At 46.9% G+C, this 14193-nt stretch carries 14 protein-coding genes and 1 tRNA gene; 1 reads left to right on the top strand and 14 read right to left on the bottom strand.

The window, feature by feature from the left end:
* Window positions 1-6 precede the first annotated feature (6 nt).
* The 14 genes from nuoG to FD974_RS03525 all read right to left on the bottom strand — a co-directional run bounded on the left by nuoG (window position 7) and on the right by FD974_RS03525 (window position 13494).
* Window positions 7-2316 carry an NADH-quinone oxidoreductase subunit NuoG gene (nuoG, locus tag FD974_RS03590; protein WP_215365870.1) on the bottom strand — a complete coding sequence of 770 codons (2310 nt, stop codon included), beginning with the start codon at window positions 2314-2316 and terminating at the stop codon, window positions 7-9.
* A 31-nt stretch (window positions 2317-2347) separates the two neighbouring features.
* Entirely contained in the window at window positions 2348-3646 is a 1299-nt protein-coding gene (gene nuoF, locus FD974_RS03585) for an NADH-quinone oxidoreductase subunit NuoF (RefSeq protein WP_215365868.1), read from the bottom strand.
* Window positions 3643-4149 (bottom strand): NADH-quinone oxidoreductase subunit NuoE, encoded by a 507-nt coding sequence (nuoE, locus tag FD974_RS03580; protein ID WP_215365866.1) that lies wholly within the window; start codon window positions 4147-4149, stop codon window positions 3643-3645. The genes nuoF and nuoE overlap by 4 nt, the downstream gene beginning before the upstream one ends.
* Before the next feature lie 23 nt (window positions 4150-4172).
* Window positions 4173-5426, bottom strand: a complete 1254-nt coding sequence (locus FD974_RS03575; RefSeq protein ID WP_215365864.1) for an NADH-quinone oxidoreductase subunit D — start codon at window positions 5424-5426, stop codon at window positions 4173-4175.
* Between the two features lie 3 nt (window positions 5427-5429).
* A complete protein-coding gene (locus tag FD974_RS03570) occupies window positions 5430-6029 on the bottom strand; it encodes an NADH-quinone oxidoreductase subunit C (RefSeq protein WP_215365863.1) in 600 nt (199 codons plus the stop codon).
* 3 nt (window positions 6030-6032) lie between these two features.
* Entirely contained in the window at window positions 6033-6515 is a 483-nt protein-coding gene (locus FD974_RS03565; protein WP_011902891.1) for an NADH-quinone oxidoreductase subunit B family protein, read from the bottom strand.
* A gap of 5 nt (window positions 6516-6520) precedes the next feature.
* On the bottom strand, window positions 6521-6880 hold the full coding sequence (locus tag FD974_RS03560; protein WP_215365861.1) for an NADH-quinone oxidoreductase subunit A: 360 nt from the start codon (window positions 6878-6880) through the stop codon (window positions 6521-6523).
* Window positions 6881-6989: 109 nt separating this feature from the next.
* A tRNA-Leu gene (locus FD974_RS03555) sits at window positions 6990-7074 on the bottom strand.
* Between the two features lie 86 nt (window positions 7075-7160).
* Complete coding sequence (gene secG, locus FD974_RS03550) at window positions 7161-7508, bottom strand: preprotein translocase subunit SecG (RefSeq protein WP_215365859.1); 348 nt, start codon at window positions 7506-7508, stop codon at window positions 7161-7163.
* Between the two features lie 21 nt (window positions 7509-7529).
* Window positions 7530-8288 carry a triose-phosphate isomerase gene (tpiA, locus tag FD974_RS03545; protein ID WP_215365857.1) on the bottom strand — a complete coding sequence of 253 codons (759 nt, stop codon included), beginning with the start codon at window positions 8286-8288 and terminating at the stop codon, window positions 7530-7532.
* 17 nt (window positions 8289-8305) lie between these two features.
* On the bottom strand, window positions 8306-9304 hold the full coding sequence (locus tag FD974_RS03540; protein ID WP_215365855.1) for an NAD(P)H-quinone oxidoreductase: 999 nt from the start codon (window positions 9302-9304) through the stop codon (window positions 8306-8308).
* A gap of 40 nt (window positions 9305-9344) precedes the next feature.
* On the bottom strand, window positions 9345-11522 hold the full coding sequence (gene pnp / locus FD974_RS03535; protein ID WP_215365853.1) for a polyribonucleotide nucleotidyltransferase: 2178 nt from the start codon (window positions 11520-11522) through the stop codon (window positions 9345-9347).
* A gap of 271 nt (window positions 11523-11793) precedes the next feature.
* The gene (rpsO, locus tag FD974_RS03530; RefSeq protein ID WP_015420915.1) at window positions 11794-12063 is read right to left on the bottom strand and encodes a 30S ribosomal protein S15; all 270 of its coding nucleotides are present in this window, start codon (window positions 12061-12063) and stop codon (window positions 11794-11796) included.
* A 225-nt stretch (window positions 12064-12288) separates the two neighbouring features.
* A complete protein-coding gene (locus tag FD974_RS03525; RefSeq protein ID WP_215365851.1) occupies window positions 12289-13494 on the bottom strand; it encodes a patatin-like phospholipase family protein in 1206 nt (401 codons plus the stop codon).
* Window positions 13495-13579: 85 nt separating this feature from the next.
* Here FD974_RS03525 and FD974_RS03520 point away from each other — a divergent pair, with 85 nt between their 5' ends.
* Window positions 13580-14170 carry a YSC84-related protein gene (locus FD974_RS03520; protein WP_215365849.1) on the top strand — a complete coding sequence of 197 codons (591 nt, stop codon included), beginning with the start codon at window positions 13580-13582 and terminating at the stop codon, window positions 14168-14170.
* Window positions 14171-14193 lie beyond the last annotated feature (23 nt).

The following is a 14193-nucleotide window of genomic DNA, read 5'->3' as shown; positions in this document are numbered from 1 at the left end:
CGTCCCTTATGCCTTACTCACAGTTACAGGGCCAAACATAGACCCTAATTTAGCGCTAGCCAAAGTAGCAGCAGAAACTCTAATGACCCCATTAGCCAAGCTAGACTCCAATGAAGCCGGAAGATCTACAGATAAACCATCCTGAGTGACTCGTACTGCATCACCCTCTTTAAGACCAAGCTCATTAAACAATTGCTGACCAATGCCAACTTGATTACCACGCTTAGCATCACGGGTTAATTGCAATGCTGGAGCGCGCCTAATAATCTGGTCGCCACTATAGATATTGACATCAGACACGCGCTCTAAACCAGAGCTCGCTGCGCTAGCTTGGACGCTAGCTGAAACATGATTATTCAGAAGCTTGCAATAGTCTTCTGGCAAGGCCTCACCCAAAACTTCTTCAGGCATATTGAATAGGAAACCATCAAGATTTAGTAAGCCACCCAGTACACGAAGCACTTTCCAGGCGGGACGGCTATCACCCAAAGGCTTGACAGCAGGTTGAATCGTTTGCGCGCGACCTTCTGCATTAACATAGGTAGAGACTGTCTCGGTGTAGGCAGCAATTGGCAAAATCACATCAGCTACTTCTAATAAATCAGGGCTCTGATAAGCGCTCAGGGCAATCACAGTATTGGCTTTTGCCAAGGCTGCGCGTGCTTGCTGGGGATTTGGCAAATCTGCATCTGGCTCAATATTCATCAAAATAACCGCACGACGCTCACCTGAGAGTACGGACTGAACACCAGCGCCATTTGCATTCACTAAGCTTGCACCCACTGCATTCCCACCAACCGGCAAGAATCCCAAAGTAGCGCCTGTCTGAGCAGCAATAAATTGAGCCAATGCATTCAGACTGGAAGCGGCTGGATGAAATTGAGCAGCAGAACCGATTAACACTGCGCTGGTAGTACCTGATATGAGGCTATCAGCAATCGCTTGGGCTGCTGGTGAAATGGAAGATACCGAAATACCGGCGGGTAAAGCCACAGATTTTGCTTTAGCAACTGCACTAGCAACTTCGCCTAATGCATTAATCCACAGACTTGGTGCCACTGAAATATTGGCTGCAGTATTTATTAGCCAATCATCACCACCCGCATCAATACGCGCGACTTGAAGCCCGCGCTTGGTAGCAGTACGAAGACGCGCAGCAATTAATGGCTGATCTTTACGCAGGAAACTGCCAATCACCAAAACACGATCGAGCTCGCTCAATTTGCTAATAGGCATACCTAACCAAGGAGCACTTGCAGCACCCTGAGTGTCCGTTTGACGCAAACGAGTCTCTACTTGACTTGAACCGAGGCCACGAATGACTTTTTGTAGCAAGTGCAACTCTTCAGAACTGGAGATTGGATGCGCTAAGGCAGCGATTGCCTCAGGACCACTTTCAGCAGAAATCGTTTTGAGTGATCGCGCAACGTAATCCATTGCTGATTCCCAATCAGTCTCTAGCCACTGGCCACCCTGCTTAACCATTGGTGTAGTCAGACGATCTGCACTATTCAAACCCTCGTAGGCAAAGCGATCACGGTCACTGATCCAGCACTCATTAATTGCTTCGTTTTCCAGAGCGACAACCCGCATCACTTTATTTGCTTTAGTTTGAATGGTGGTATTGGTACCTAAGCTGTCATGCGGACTTACTGAGCGCTTGCGGCCTAATTCCCAAGTGCGGGCTGCATAACGGAATGGCTTACTGGTTAACGCGCCAACTGGGCATATATCGATCATGTTTCCAGACAATTCTGAATCAATCGTTTGGCCAGCAAAAGTAGTAATTTCAGAATGCTCACCGCGGTTCACCATGCCCAATTCCATAACGCCAGCCACTTCTTGACCAAAGCGAACGCAACGGGTGCAATGAATACAACGTGACATCTCTTGCATAGAGATGAGTGGACCCACATTCTTATGGAAAACCACCCGCTTCTCTTCTTCGTAACGCGAATTGGATTTACCGTAACCTACTGCTAAATCCTGTAACTGGCACTCACCACCTTGATCGCAAATAGGGCAATCTAAAGGATGGTTAATCAGGAGGAACTCCATGACTGACCGTTGAGCTTCTACCGCCTTGGCTGAGTGCGTAAAAACTTTCATGCCTTGTGTCACTGGTGTGGCACATGCTGGCAATGGCTTAGGGGCCTTCTCCACTTCAACCAAACACATACGGCAGTTCGCAGCGATAGACAATTTCTTGTGATAGCAAAAGTGGGGAATATAAGTGCCGATTTTGTTCGCGGCGTGCATCACCATCGAACCTTGCGGAACTTCTACTGCCTTACCATCTAATTCGATTTCAACCATGCTCACTTTAAGATGTCCCGTGCTCAATAACTTATAAAGGTTTTGCAGAATCTAAGCAGCGCTTATGTTCTACGTGGTACGCAAATTCATCCATGTAATGCTTCAACATGCCACGCACTGGCATCGCCGCAGCATCACCCAGCGCACAAATCGTACGGCCCTGAATGTTGGCCGCTACATCGTTTAGCAAATCCAAATCCTCAGGGCGACCTTGACCATGCTCAATACGATGGACAATGCGCCATAACCAACCCGTACCCTCACGACATGGGGTGCACTGACCGCATGACTCTTCGTGATAGAAGTAAGACAAGCGCTCTAAAGCCCGAACCATACAACGTGTTTCATTCATCACAATGACAGCACCAGAACCAAGCATCGAGCCTGCTTTTGCAATGCTGTCGTAATCCATTGTGAGGTCCATCATTTGTGCGCCTGGCACAACGGGTGCTGATGAGCCTCCAGGGATGACCGCTTTCAAAGCCTTACCATCACGCATGCCACCAGCAAGCTTTAATAATTCAGCAAAAGGGGTACCGAGTGGAATTTCATAGTTACCTGGATGAACTACGTCACCAGATACGGAGAAAATCTTGGTTCCACCATTATTGGGTTTGCCTAAATCTAAATAGGCTTGACCACCAATTGCCATGATGAATGGCACCGCAGCAAATGTTTCAGTATTGTTAATCGTGGTTGGCTTGCCATACAAACCAAAGCTTGCAGGAAAAGGTGGCTTAAAGCGAGGCTGACCCTTCTTACCTTCAAGAGACTCTAAGAGTGCCGTCTCTTCACCACAGATGTATGCACCCCAACCAGGAGAAGCATGCAATTGGAAATTGAAATCGCTACCCATGATCTTGTCGCCAAGATACCCAGCAGCACGCGCCTCTTCTAGCGCCTCTTCAAAGCGTGAATACACTTCCCAGATTTCGCCGTGAATATAGTTATATCCGGTACCGATGCCCATGGTGTAGGCACCAATAATCATGCCTTCAATCAAAGCATGCGGGTTGTAACGCATGATGTCGCGGTCTTTAAACGTACCGGGCTCACCTTCGTCACTATTGCAGACTAAATACTTTTGCCCTGGGAATTGACGGGGCATAAAGCTCCACTTCAAACCGGTTGGGAAACCTGCACCGCCACGACCACGCAGAGATGATGCTTTTAATTCAGCAATGATGGCGTCTGGTGCAATCTTCTCATTAATAATGCGGCGCAGTTGTTGATAACCGCCACGACTTTCATAATCTTTTAAGCGCCAGTTATTGCCGTTTAATCCAGCAAGAATCAAGGGCTTAATGTGTCTATCGTGCAAGCTGGTCATGCTGCCTTCCCTTCTGCACGCAGTTCATTAAGCAGGGCATCAATTTTTTCTTTGCTCATAAAGCTACACATGCGCTTGTCATTCACCAGCATTACCGGTGAATCACCGCAGGCGCCCATGCACTCGCCCTCTTTTAGGGTGAACGTGCCACAAGGCGTAGTTTCGTTATAGCCAATACCTAAAGTTTCTTTCAGATAATTGGCTGCAGTTTCACCATGAGTTAGCTGGCAAGGTAGATTGGTGCAGATAACTAGCTTGTACTTACCAATAGGCTTGGTGTTGTACATATTGTAGAAAGTAGCTACTTCATCGACTGCAATGGTCGGCATACCTAAAATCTGAGCAACTGTTTCAATCACCTCTGGTGAAACCCAGCCTATTTCAGTTTGTGCAGCAATAAGGGAAGCCATCACAGCAGACTGCTTTTGCTCTGGGGGATATTTCGCGACATTGCGCGCAATGTCTGCGAGCGTTTTGTCAGATAGTTGAATCGTTGTTGTCATGAATTAATCCTTGGCACGCTGTCTTAGCGGTCAATCTCCCCGAACACGATATCTTGGGTACCAATAATAGTTACAGCGTCGGCCAACATATGGCCACGTGACATCTCATCCATCGCAGAAAGGTGCACGAATCCTGGCGCACGAATCTTCATGCGGTATGGTTTATTAGCACCATCAGAAATCAAGTAAATACCAAATTCACCTTTTGGATGCTCTACTGCTGAATAAGCCTCACCATCAGGAACGTGAATACCTTCAGTAAAGAGTTTGAAGTGATGAATTAACTCTTCCATATTGGTCTTCATATCCACACGCTTTGGTGGAGAGACTTTATGGTTATCGCTCATCACAGGGCCATCATTCGCTTTCAACCAGGCCACACACTGCTTGATGATGCGATTTGATTGTCGCATCTCTTCCATGCGTACTAAATAACGATCATAAGAGTCGCCATTCACACCAACCGGGATATCAAAGTCAAGCTTGTCATACGTTTCGTATGGCTGCTTCTTACGCAGATCCCACTCGATACCAGAACCACGTAACATTGGGCCAGTAAAGCCCAGCTGCAAAGCACGCTCTGGAGTCACAACACCAATACCAACCAAGCGTTGCTTCCAAATACGGTTATCAGTTAACAAATTGCAATATTCATCCACGTTCGCATCAAAGCGACTTGAGAAGTCTTCGATGAAATCGAGTAATGAACCACTACGATTTTCATTTAAGCGCTTAACCGCTGATGCGTTGCGAATCTTCGATTTAGAGTACTGCGCCATTTGCGTAGGCAAGTCACGATAGACGCCACCTGGACGATAGTAAGCAGCATGCATACGCGCACCAGAAACCGCTTCATACATATCAAAAATGTCTTCACGATCTCTGAAGGCGTACAAAAAGACCGCCATAGCACCAACGTCCAAACCGTGACACCCAATCCACAACAAGTGGTTTAGCAAGCGGGTTAATTCGTCATACATGACACGAATGTACTGGGCACGTAAAGGCACATCGACTTGCAGCAACTTCTCAATGGCCATCACATATGCATGCTCATTGGCCATCATGGATACGTAATCCAGGCGATCCATATAAGGAACGTTCTGAATCCAGGTGCGTGTCTCAGCTAATTTTTCAGTAGCGCGATGTAATAAACCAATATGTGGGTCAGCACGCTGGATCACCTCACCATCAAGCTCAAGCACCAAGCGGAGAACGCCGTGTGCCGCAGGATGCTGAGGGCCAAAGTTGAGGGTGTAGTTCTTAATTTGTGCCATGTCTTATACCGAACCTCCGTACTGCTCTTCACGCACGATACGGGGAGTAATCTCACGCGCTTCAATAGTGACGGGTTGATAAACCACACGCTTTAACTCTGGGTCATAACGCATTTCTACATTGCCTGAGATTGGGAAATCTTTTCTAAATGGATGGCCAATAAAGCCATAGTCAGTCAAGATACGGCGCAAATCGTCATGACCTTCGAACAAGATGCCGTAGAGGTCAAATGCTTCGCGCTCAAACCAGTTGGCCGATGCCCAAACTGGAGTCACAGAAGCAACAAGTGGGTAGGAATCATCGGGTGCGAATACGCGAACTCGCAAGCGCCAGTTATGCGCCAATGACAAGAGATGTGAAACCACTCCAAAGCGCTGGCCGCCCCACTGCCCCTCGCGGAAATCCTGATAATCAACGCCACACAAATCAATCAATTGCTCAAAGGCTAAAGATGGATCGTCACGCAAGAGCATGGCAGACTCAAAGTAAGTATCCGCATTAACAACAACAGTGACTTCACCTAAGGCAATCTCAATGGACTGCATGCGCTTACCTAAAACTTTTTCTAAATTGCCTGCTAGTTGAATTAATCGATCTGACATGATTTAAGCCTTCCGCGCAATCGTACTAGTGCGAGCAATCTTCGACTGCAACTGAATAATTCCATAGATCAACGCTTCTGCAGTAGGAGGGCAGCCAGGAACATAAATATCGACCGGCACAATGCGGTCGCAACCACGCACCACTGAATAGGAGTTGTGATAGTAGCCACCACCGTTGGCACATGAGCCCATGGAAATGACCCAGCGTGGCTCAGGCATCTGGTCATAGACCTTACGCAATGCAGGCGCCATCTTGTTGCACAAGGTGCCAGCAACAATCATCAAATCAGATTGGCGTGGTGATGGACGGAAAACCACGCCAAAACGGTCGAGGTCATATCGAGAGGCGCCAGCGTGCATCATTTCAACAGCGCAGCACGCCAAACCAAAAGTCATGGGCCATAAAGAGCCATTTCGGGTCCAGTTAATTAACTGATCCGCAGTCGTAGTTACAAATCCCTCTTTTAGAACGCCTTCTAATGCCATATCGATCACTCCCAGTCGAGAGCGCCCTTTTTCCAGATATATACAAAACCTACGATGAACTCCAAGAGGAAAATCACCATAGAAGCGTAGCCAAACCAGCCAATATCACGTAATGCCACACCCCAAGGAAAGAGGAATGCGGTTTCTAAGTCGAATAGGATGAAGAGAATTGCAACGAGGTAGTAGCGCACATCGAACTTCATACGCGCATCTTCAAAAGCCTCAAAACCACACTCATATGGTGACAATTTTTCAGCATCTGGCTTTGAAGGGGCCAAAATTTTTCCGAGGAACATGGGGACTAAACCCACCCCAATACCTACGAGGATAAAAAGCAGAACGGGAAAGTAATTGTTGAGATTCAAAATGGCCCTGAGTTTTTCGTCTGGTTAATCCTATGAAGCTTCAAATTTTCAATAATTCCGTTACATAAAACCTTGATTTACGGCATGAACTCCTAAAAATTCTGCATTTTGGTGCCGACGGCGAGACTCGAACTCGCACAGCCTAAGCCACTACCCCCTCAAGATAGCGTGTCTACCAATTTCACCACGTCGGCATCTTGTAAATCCCGTCAATTCTACTGCATTGCACCACTACTACACCCCAAAATAAGGGGTATAAAACACCAAAAAAACGACTTTTTTACTTTGGAACGGCTGGCTTACTAGGATCTTGAACGGGAGCTACTGGCTCAGCAACTGGGGCTGCCGCAGGAGCTACCGTTCCCGATAGAACGCCGGGGCTTACTTCTTTCTTATTGCCAATCCAAGTAATACCCAAAGTACAGACAAAAAAGACAGCCGCAAAAATAGCAGTCGTGTGGGATAAAAAGTTCGCAGAACCACTAGCCCCAAAAAGACTTCCAGAGGAACCAGAACCAAAGGCAGCGCCCATATCAGCCCCCTTACCCTGCTGGAGCAATACCAGCAAGATGACAGCTAATGCTGAAATTACCTGCAAAACAATCAATAAAGTCTTAAACCATTCCATGGCTCATCTCCAAATAAAAAACTAGGCCTGACAAATAGCAAGAAAATCCTGGGGATTTAATGAAGCGCCCCCAATTAACCCGCCATCAATATCCGGCATTGCAAAAAGTTCAACGGCATTATCCGGCTTCACACTGCCGCCATACAAAATTCCTACATGGGACGCTACGTCCTCATCAAACTCAGCCAATTGCAAGCGAATTGCATGGTGCATATCTTGAGCCATCTGCGCGCTAGCAACCTTACCCGTACCAATGGCCCAAATCGGCTCATAAGCAATTAAACAGTCGGCCAAACGATCCTGTAGAACAGCTACCTGCTTTGAGATCTGTCCTCGAACTACCTCAACTTCACGGCCAGAATTGCGTTCATCGGCTGATTCGCCAACGCAAATGACCGGCGTCATCCCGTTATCTAAAACCTGTAGGGCTTTTTCAGCTACCTGCTCATCAGTCTCACGATGATATTGGCGACGTTCAGAGTGCCCCACAATCACATAAGTGCAGTCGAGCTCTCTCAACATGGAAGCAGCTACCTCACCGGTGTAAGCACCCACAGAAAATGCAGAAACATCTTGAGCCCCTAAACTCAGGAAGGCCGGGGAATGATCTTGAATCAACTGACTGCACTGCGCCAAGTAAGGAGTAGGTACACACACGGCATATTTACGCCCTGCAGGCATCCCCTGCTCCATGCCGCGGCAAACGGATTTAAACCAGCTTGCGTTACTCGCAAGACTGCCGTTCATTTTCCAGTTGCCGATGACAATGAGTGGTCGCATGTAATCTACATTAACGCTTAAACAGTTAAAACAATCTTGCCAACATGCTCTGATGACTCCATCAGACGATGGGCATCAGCTGCTTGATCTAAGGCAAAGGTCTTATAAATCACGGGCTTTAATTTACCTGCATCGAGCAAGGGCCAAATACGAGCATGTAACTGCTGTGTAATCTGCTTCTTGAATGACACTGGACGTGGGCGCAAGGTAGAGCCGGTAATGGTTAAACGACGACGCAAAATTTGCCCAGTATTTACTTCGGCTTTTGATCCGCCCATGATGGCAATAATCACAATACGACCATCATCAGCCAAACACTCAATTTCTTTTTGCACGTAAGTGCCGGTGACCATGTCGAGCACCACATTGACACCTTTGCCGTCGGTAGCTTTCTTAACTTCCTCTACAAAATCTTGCGTCTTGTAGTTAATGGCCAAGTCAGCACCCAAAGCTACGCAGGCAGCACATTTCTCATCAGTACCGGCAGTAACAAACACTTTATGACCTAGAGCCTTAGCAATCAAAATAGCAGTCACGCCAATACCGCTCGAACCACCCTGTACCAATAGCGTCTCACCTTCAGACAATTCGCCACGCATGAAAACATTGCTCCATACGGTATAGAAAGTCTCTGGCAATGAAGCCGCTTCTTGATCAGTAAAACCTTTGGGATATGGTAGGCATTGCGCAATCGGTGCAGTACACAACTCTGCATAACCACCACCTTGCACTAGCGCACAAACCTTGTCGCCAACTTTGAGTCCAAAAAGATTGTCAGCGTGAGCTAAATCACCTCCGACAATCTCACCAGCCACTTCAAGCCCAGGAATATCAGACGCGCCTGCAGGAACTGGGTAATGGCCTTTACGTTGCAAAACATCTGGGCGATTGATGCCCGCAGCCAATACCCTGATCAAAACCTCACCCGTTCCAGCAGCAGGTGCTACTGGATCAGGACGAGTAGCTGCCACCAACATTTCTGGGGCGCCAAATTCTTTGATTTCCATTACGCGCATATGAATTCTCGCTCGCTAACTAAATAACTTAATCAATAACTTAAGCAGTTTCGCCAGATGCAGGAGCTGCTTCAGCAGCAGCCTCTGCAACTTCAGACGCGCCAGCCAAAGGAGCAATCGTGCCGCCCTCATCCGCCATTGCAGCCTTCAAAGAGAGACGCAAACGACCACGCTCATCAGCAGCTAACAATTTCACACGAACAATTTGACCTTCAGCCAAATAATCTTTCACTTCTTTTACGCGCTCATTGGAGATTTCAGAGATATGCAGCAAGCCGTCTTTACCTGGAAGGATATTGACTAAAGCGCCGAATTCGAGCAACTTCACAACTGGGCCTTCGTATATCTTGCCTACTTCAGCTTCGGCAGTAATGCCTTCGATACGGGCTTTTGCTTCAGCCATACCTTCAGCAGAAGTAGAGGCAATCGTTACAGTACCGTCATCTTTAATGTCGATGCTGCAACCAGTTTCCTTAGTCAAGGCTTGAATTGTTGCGCCGCCCTTACCGATTACTTCACGAATCTTGTCTGGATGAATCTTGAAAGAAACCATCCTTGGAGCATGTGCAGACAATTCAGTACGAACTGAACCCATAGCATCTTGCATATTGCTCAAAATGTGCAAACGGCCTTCTTTAGCTTGCGCTAAAGCAACTTGCATAATTTCTTTTGTAATACCTTGAACCTTGATATCCATTTGCAAAGCAGTAATACCATTTGCAGTACCCGCTACCTTGAAGTCCATATCGCCTAGGTGATCTTCGTCACCCAAGATGTCTGTCAACACAGCAAAACGGTTGCCATCCAAAATCAAGCCCATAGCTACACCAGCAACGTGTGCCTTAACCGGAACACCAGCATCCATCATGGCTAAGCAACCGCCGCAAACTGAAGCCATAGATGAAGAGCCATTGGACTCAGTAATTTCTGAAACTACGCGAATGCTATATGCAAAGTCTTCTGCGCTTGGCAATACGGGAATCAATGCACGTTTAGCCAAACGACCATGACCGATTTCGCGACGCTTAGGGCTACCTACGCGACCAGTTTCGCCAGTAGCAAACGGAGGCATGTTGTAGTGGAACATAAAGCGATCACGGTACTCACCTTCGAGCGCATCAATGATCTGCTCATCACGTGCAGTTCCTAAAGTAGCTACTACGAGAGCCTGCGTTTCACCACGGGTAAACAATGCTGAACCGTGTGTACGTGGTAATACGCCATTACGAATTTCAATCGGACGAACAGTACGGGTATCGCGGCCATCAATCCGTGGCTCGCCATTCAAAATCTGGCTACGAACAATCTTCGCTTCGATTTCAAACATGATGTCGCTCACAGCAACCGCATCAACATCACCCTCTTCGGATAACTTTGCCAATACTTCTTTAGAAATTTCTTTAAGCTTGTCTGAACGTGCACCTTTTTGACGAATCTGATAAGCCTCGCGCAATGGTGCCTCAGCCAAAGCAGTTACCTTGGCAATAAATGGCTCATCTTTAGGGGCTGCAGTCCAATCCCACTCAGGCTTACCAGCTTCACGCACTAAATCATTAATAGCGTTGATCGCAGTTTGCATTTGCTCGTGACCATATACAACCGCGCCCAACATCACTTCTTCAGACAACTGATTTGCTTCTGACTCAACCATCAATACGGCAGCCTGCGTACCAGCAACAATCAGATCCATCTCACTAGTGGCTTGCTCTGTACGAGTTGGGTTCAGGAGGTATTGACCGTTGGCATAACCAACGCGTGCTGCACCAACTGGACCTGCAAAAGGAATACCTGAAACCGCCAAGGCTGCTGAAGCGGCGATCAATGCAGGAATATCAGCAGGAACATCTGGGTTGATAGACAACACATGAACCACAACCTGAACTTCATTTAAGAAGCCTTCAGGGAATAATGGACGTAATGGACGATCGATCAAACGGGAGATCAATGTCTCACCTTCAGATGGACGACCTTCGCGGCGGAAGAAGCCACCAGGAATTTTTCCTGCAGCGTAAGTTTTCTCTAAATAATCAACTGTCAATGGAAAAAATGATTGGCCTGGCTTAGCGGACTTAGAGGCAACCACTGTACCCATCACTACGGTGTCATCCACGTTAACGATGACAGCACCACCAGATTGGCGAGCGATCTCACCTGTTTCCATTGTTACTTGGTGGTTACCCCATTGAAACGTCTTTGCTACTTTTTTAAACATTGTCATTCTGATCTTCTCCAAATTGTTCACGCAAAACCCACATGGGTATTGCGCTTGCCGTGGGATAAAGCAGTGTCACGACAACACTGGAGCGATTTAAGACTACAAGGGATGCCATTCCAGGGAGGCACTGGATTTTGTAATCCAGAAACTCATTGGAATGACACGATCCCCTACACAAATAATCTTGAAGCGCTCAAAAAAACATGCCATCTGCTTAAGACTGATTCCGTTAAGAAACAACCCTAAGAAAGATGGCATTGCATACCGATAAGAATTACTTACGGAGACCTAATTTCTCGATCAATGCGCGATAGCGACCCAAATCCTTGCCCTTGAGGTAATCCAAGAGGCGGCGACGGCGTGAAACCATCTTCAACAAGCCACGACGGCTGTGATGATCTTTTGCGTTAGCTTTGAAATGGGGGGTTAATTCATTGATACGGGCTGTAAGCAATGAAACTTGAACTTCAGGGCTACCCGTATCGTTTGCGCTGCGCGCGTTCTCTTTGACGATTTCCGCCGTCTTAATATCAGCAACTGCCATTTTCATACTCCTTACTTGCGAACACCTGAGCTTTCACCCAATTTGTGTCGTGCATTTATTAATCGAATAAAACAAAAAAGCTTTAAAAATCAAAGCCCTCGAATTGTATCAGATTGGCCTCCATTTTGATCGATGCCGCTACCCCCCCATCAGTAATATGAAGGCATGAAAAAATCTTAAGTATTTGATTTATATAGAATTTATCAAAAAATGAGGGGTATATGCCTACTTTTTAGGCAAATTCTCATCAAATCCCCGTTTATAGCCTGGTGGGTACTTTTGCCACTCCTTGCCAGCGATGCCCTGCCGATAGCCATAATCAAAAAGGGCCTGCATGTAGGCAGTATCAAACTCTGTTTTATGCGGAAATTTAAAGTCCGAGCCAATGTATGCCAAATTGAAACCAACCCCATCAAGCTGGGTGGTGTGATAGATGCGATATAGATCTCCTACACCTTGTGTCTGAATAAGGCTTGAAATAGCTCTTTGAACAATACTTAAAGTACCCCGTTCGGTCTCGCGCCATTGAGGATCCAAACGCGAATTACGAATAATGTAAGCATTGCGTTGCTTTTGGAGCTTGAGCTTGAGATCTTGTGCGCGTGCAGATAAAGCGCTTGGATAGAGAAAAACCTGGGTGATAGCGCCACCGTCGACATGCATCTCCTGGAAACTCTTCCCAGCAACCTCAACATCAAACAGCATGGGGGAAAACGCCCCAGGAATAGAGGCAGAGGCAAGCATAATCTTTCTAAATAGCTCCAGAGCTTCAGGCGTTCCAATGCTGGCAATCCTACCCATATTCCAAACTACTGGTACTCCGGCGTCTAAATTGGTGGTGCCAATCAATAACCAACGATTTTTGGTGGCGTACTCATCAGCCACCTTTTTTAAGAATTTCTCATCAACATATTTAGAAATCAGTTGATATAAAGGGGTGGTGTCTGACAGACCGTCTCCCAAAATCCCCGAAATCAGGCCTCGTTCAATGTAAATATCTTCCGGCCCCACTTGGGTATACACATGACGTAGCACTGGGTCATACTCTTTGCCCATAAAAGCAAATGGGGCGATCAAGGCGCCTGTACTAATACCGGTCACTAAGTTAAATTGCGGGCGATCGCCACGCTCGGACCAACCAATTAAAAGACCTGCACCATAGGCGCCATCATCACCGCCGCCCGATAGTGATAAATAATTTGCTGCGGAATTTAAGCTTGCCGCACTCCGGACTTTAAATCCTGCCTCAATATCGCTTGCCATCTGATCGATGCTAGCCTGACTGGCAACCATATATCTCACGCCAGATAATCCAGCTATTTGTGCTTGACCCATCTGGTCAGAGGGAACAGCGGCTTTACGCTGCAAGCTGCTACAAGCAGTCAAAAACACAATGGAGCAAATAACCGTAAGGCGAATCAGTGATGACATAGTGGGTAGCGAAAGATTAAATGAAACTAAATGGAGTATAAAGACGGAATTATTTCTAAACCGACATAAAACCAGGGGAAGATCCATGCATGCCCAACTCATTCGCTTATTAGCTGTCAGTATATTAGCTATTACCCCTGCTTTATGTCATGCGCAGTTTTCCAATCCCTTTAGTTCCGATAAAACCACTGCCCAGCAGCGGCAGGATATCCTCAAAAAGAGTGATGAAACGCTAAAGCAACTCTATGCGGTTTCGCCTAAGGCCAAAGAGCTTATTGACAAATCGGTTGGCTATGCCACTTTTAGTAATTTTGGGATGAAGATCTTGATTGCTGGTGGCGGAACTGGTAGCGGCGTAGTCATTGAAAAAGATTCCAAGCCTGTTTATATGAATATGGCTGAAGTCCAAGCGGGTCTGGGCATTGGCATTAAATCCTTTCAGAATATCTTTGTCTTCCAAACAAAAGCGGCATTAAATGACTTTAAAAATTCTGGATGGACTTTTGGCGGACAAGTTACTGCCGCAGCTAAATATCAAGCCGATGGCGGTGCCTATCAAGATGCCGCCGTGGTGGCGCCTGGGGTGTTGATGTACCAACTCACAGACTCAGGCCTCGCCGCAGAAATTACCGGCAAAGGCACTAAGTACTATCAGAATACCGATCTCAATAAATAAAGAAGGTATTGCAGATGCCCTTA

Source organism: Polynucleobacter sp. es-EL-1, assembly GCF_018687975.1.
GTDB lineage: Bacteria > Pseudomonadota > Gammaproteobacteria > Burkholderiales > Burkholderiaceae > Polynucleobacter.
The sequence above is the reverse complement of the archived record's forward strand: the minus strand, read 5'-3'. Positions and strand labels throughout refer to the sequence as shown.

Bases quoted from the DNA above. Each gene is read 5' to 3' on its own strand.
- nuoG (WP_215365870.1), bottom strand. From the start codon at position 2,316: ATGGTTGAAATCGAATTAGATGGTAAGGCAGTAGAAGTTCCGCAAGGT.
- nuoF (WP_215365868.1), bottom strand. From the start codon at position 3,646: ATGACCAGCTTGCACGATAGACACATTAAGCCCTTGATTCTTGCTGGA.
- nuoE (WP_215365866.1), bottom strand. From the start codon at position 4,149: ATGACAACAACGATTCAACTATCTGACAAAACGCTCGCAGACATTGCG.
- FD974_RS03575 (WP_215365864.1), bottom strand. From the start codon at position 5,426: ATGGCACAAATTAAGAACTACACCCTCAACTTTGGCCCTCAGCATCCT.
- FD974_RS03570 (WP_215365863.1), bottom strand. From the start codon at position 6,029: ATGTCAGATCGATTAATTCAACTAGCAGGCAATTTAGAAAAAGTTTTA.
- FD974_RS03565 (WP_011902891.1), bottom strand. From the start codon at position 6,515: ATGGCATTAGAAGGCGTTCTAAAAGAGGGATTTGTAACTACGACTGCG.
- secG (WP_215365859.1), bottom strand. From the start codon at position 7,508: ATGGAATGGTTTAAGACTTTATTGATTGTTTTGCAGGTAATTTCAGCA.
- tpiA (WP_215365857.1), bottom strand. From the start codon at position 8,288: ATGCGACCACTCATTGTCATCGGCAACTGGAAAATGAACGGCAGTCTT.
- FD974_RS03540 (WP_215365855.1), bottom strand. From the start codon at position 9,304: ATGCGCGTAATGGAAATCAAAGAATTTGGCGCCCCAGAAATGTTGGTG.
- pnp (WP_215365853.1), bottom strand. From the start codon at position 11,522: ATGACAATGTTTAAAAAAGTAGCAAAGACGTTTCAATGGGGTAACCAC.
- rpsO (WP_015420915.1), bottom strand. From the start codon at position 12,063: ATGGCAGTTGCTGATATTAAGACGGCGGAAATCGTCAAAGAGAACGCG.
- FD974_RS03525 (WP_215365851.1), bottom strand. From the start codon at position 13,494: ATGTCATCACTGATTCGCCTTACGGTTATTTGCTCCATTGTGTTTTTG.
- FD974_RS03520 (WP_215365849.1), top strand. From the start codon at position 13,580: ATGCATGCCCAACTCATTCGCTTATTAGCTGTCAGTATATTAGCTATT.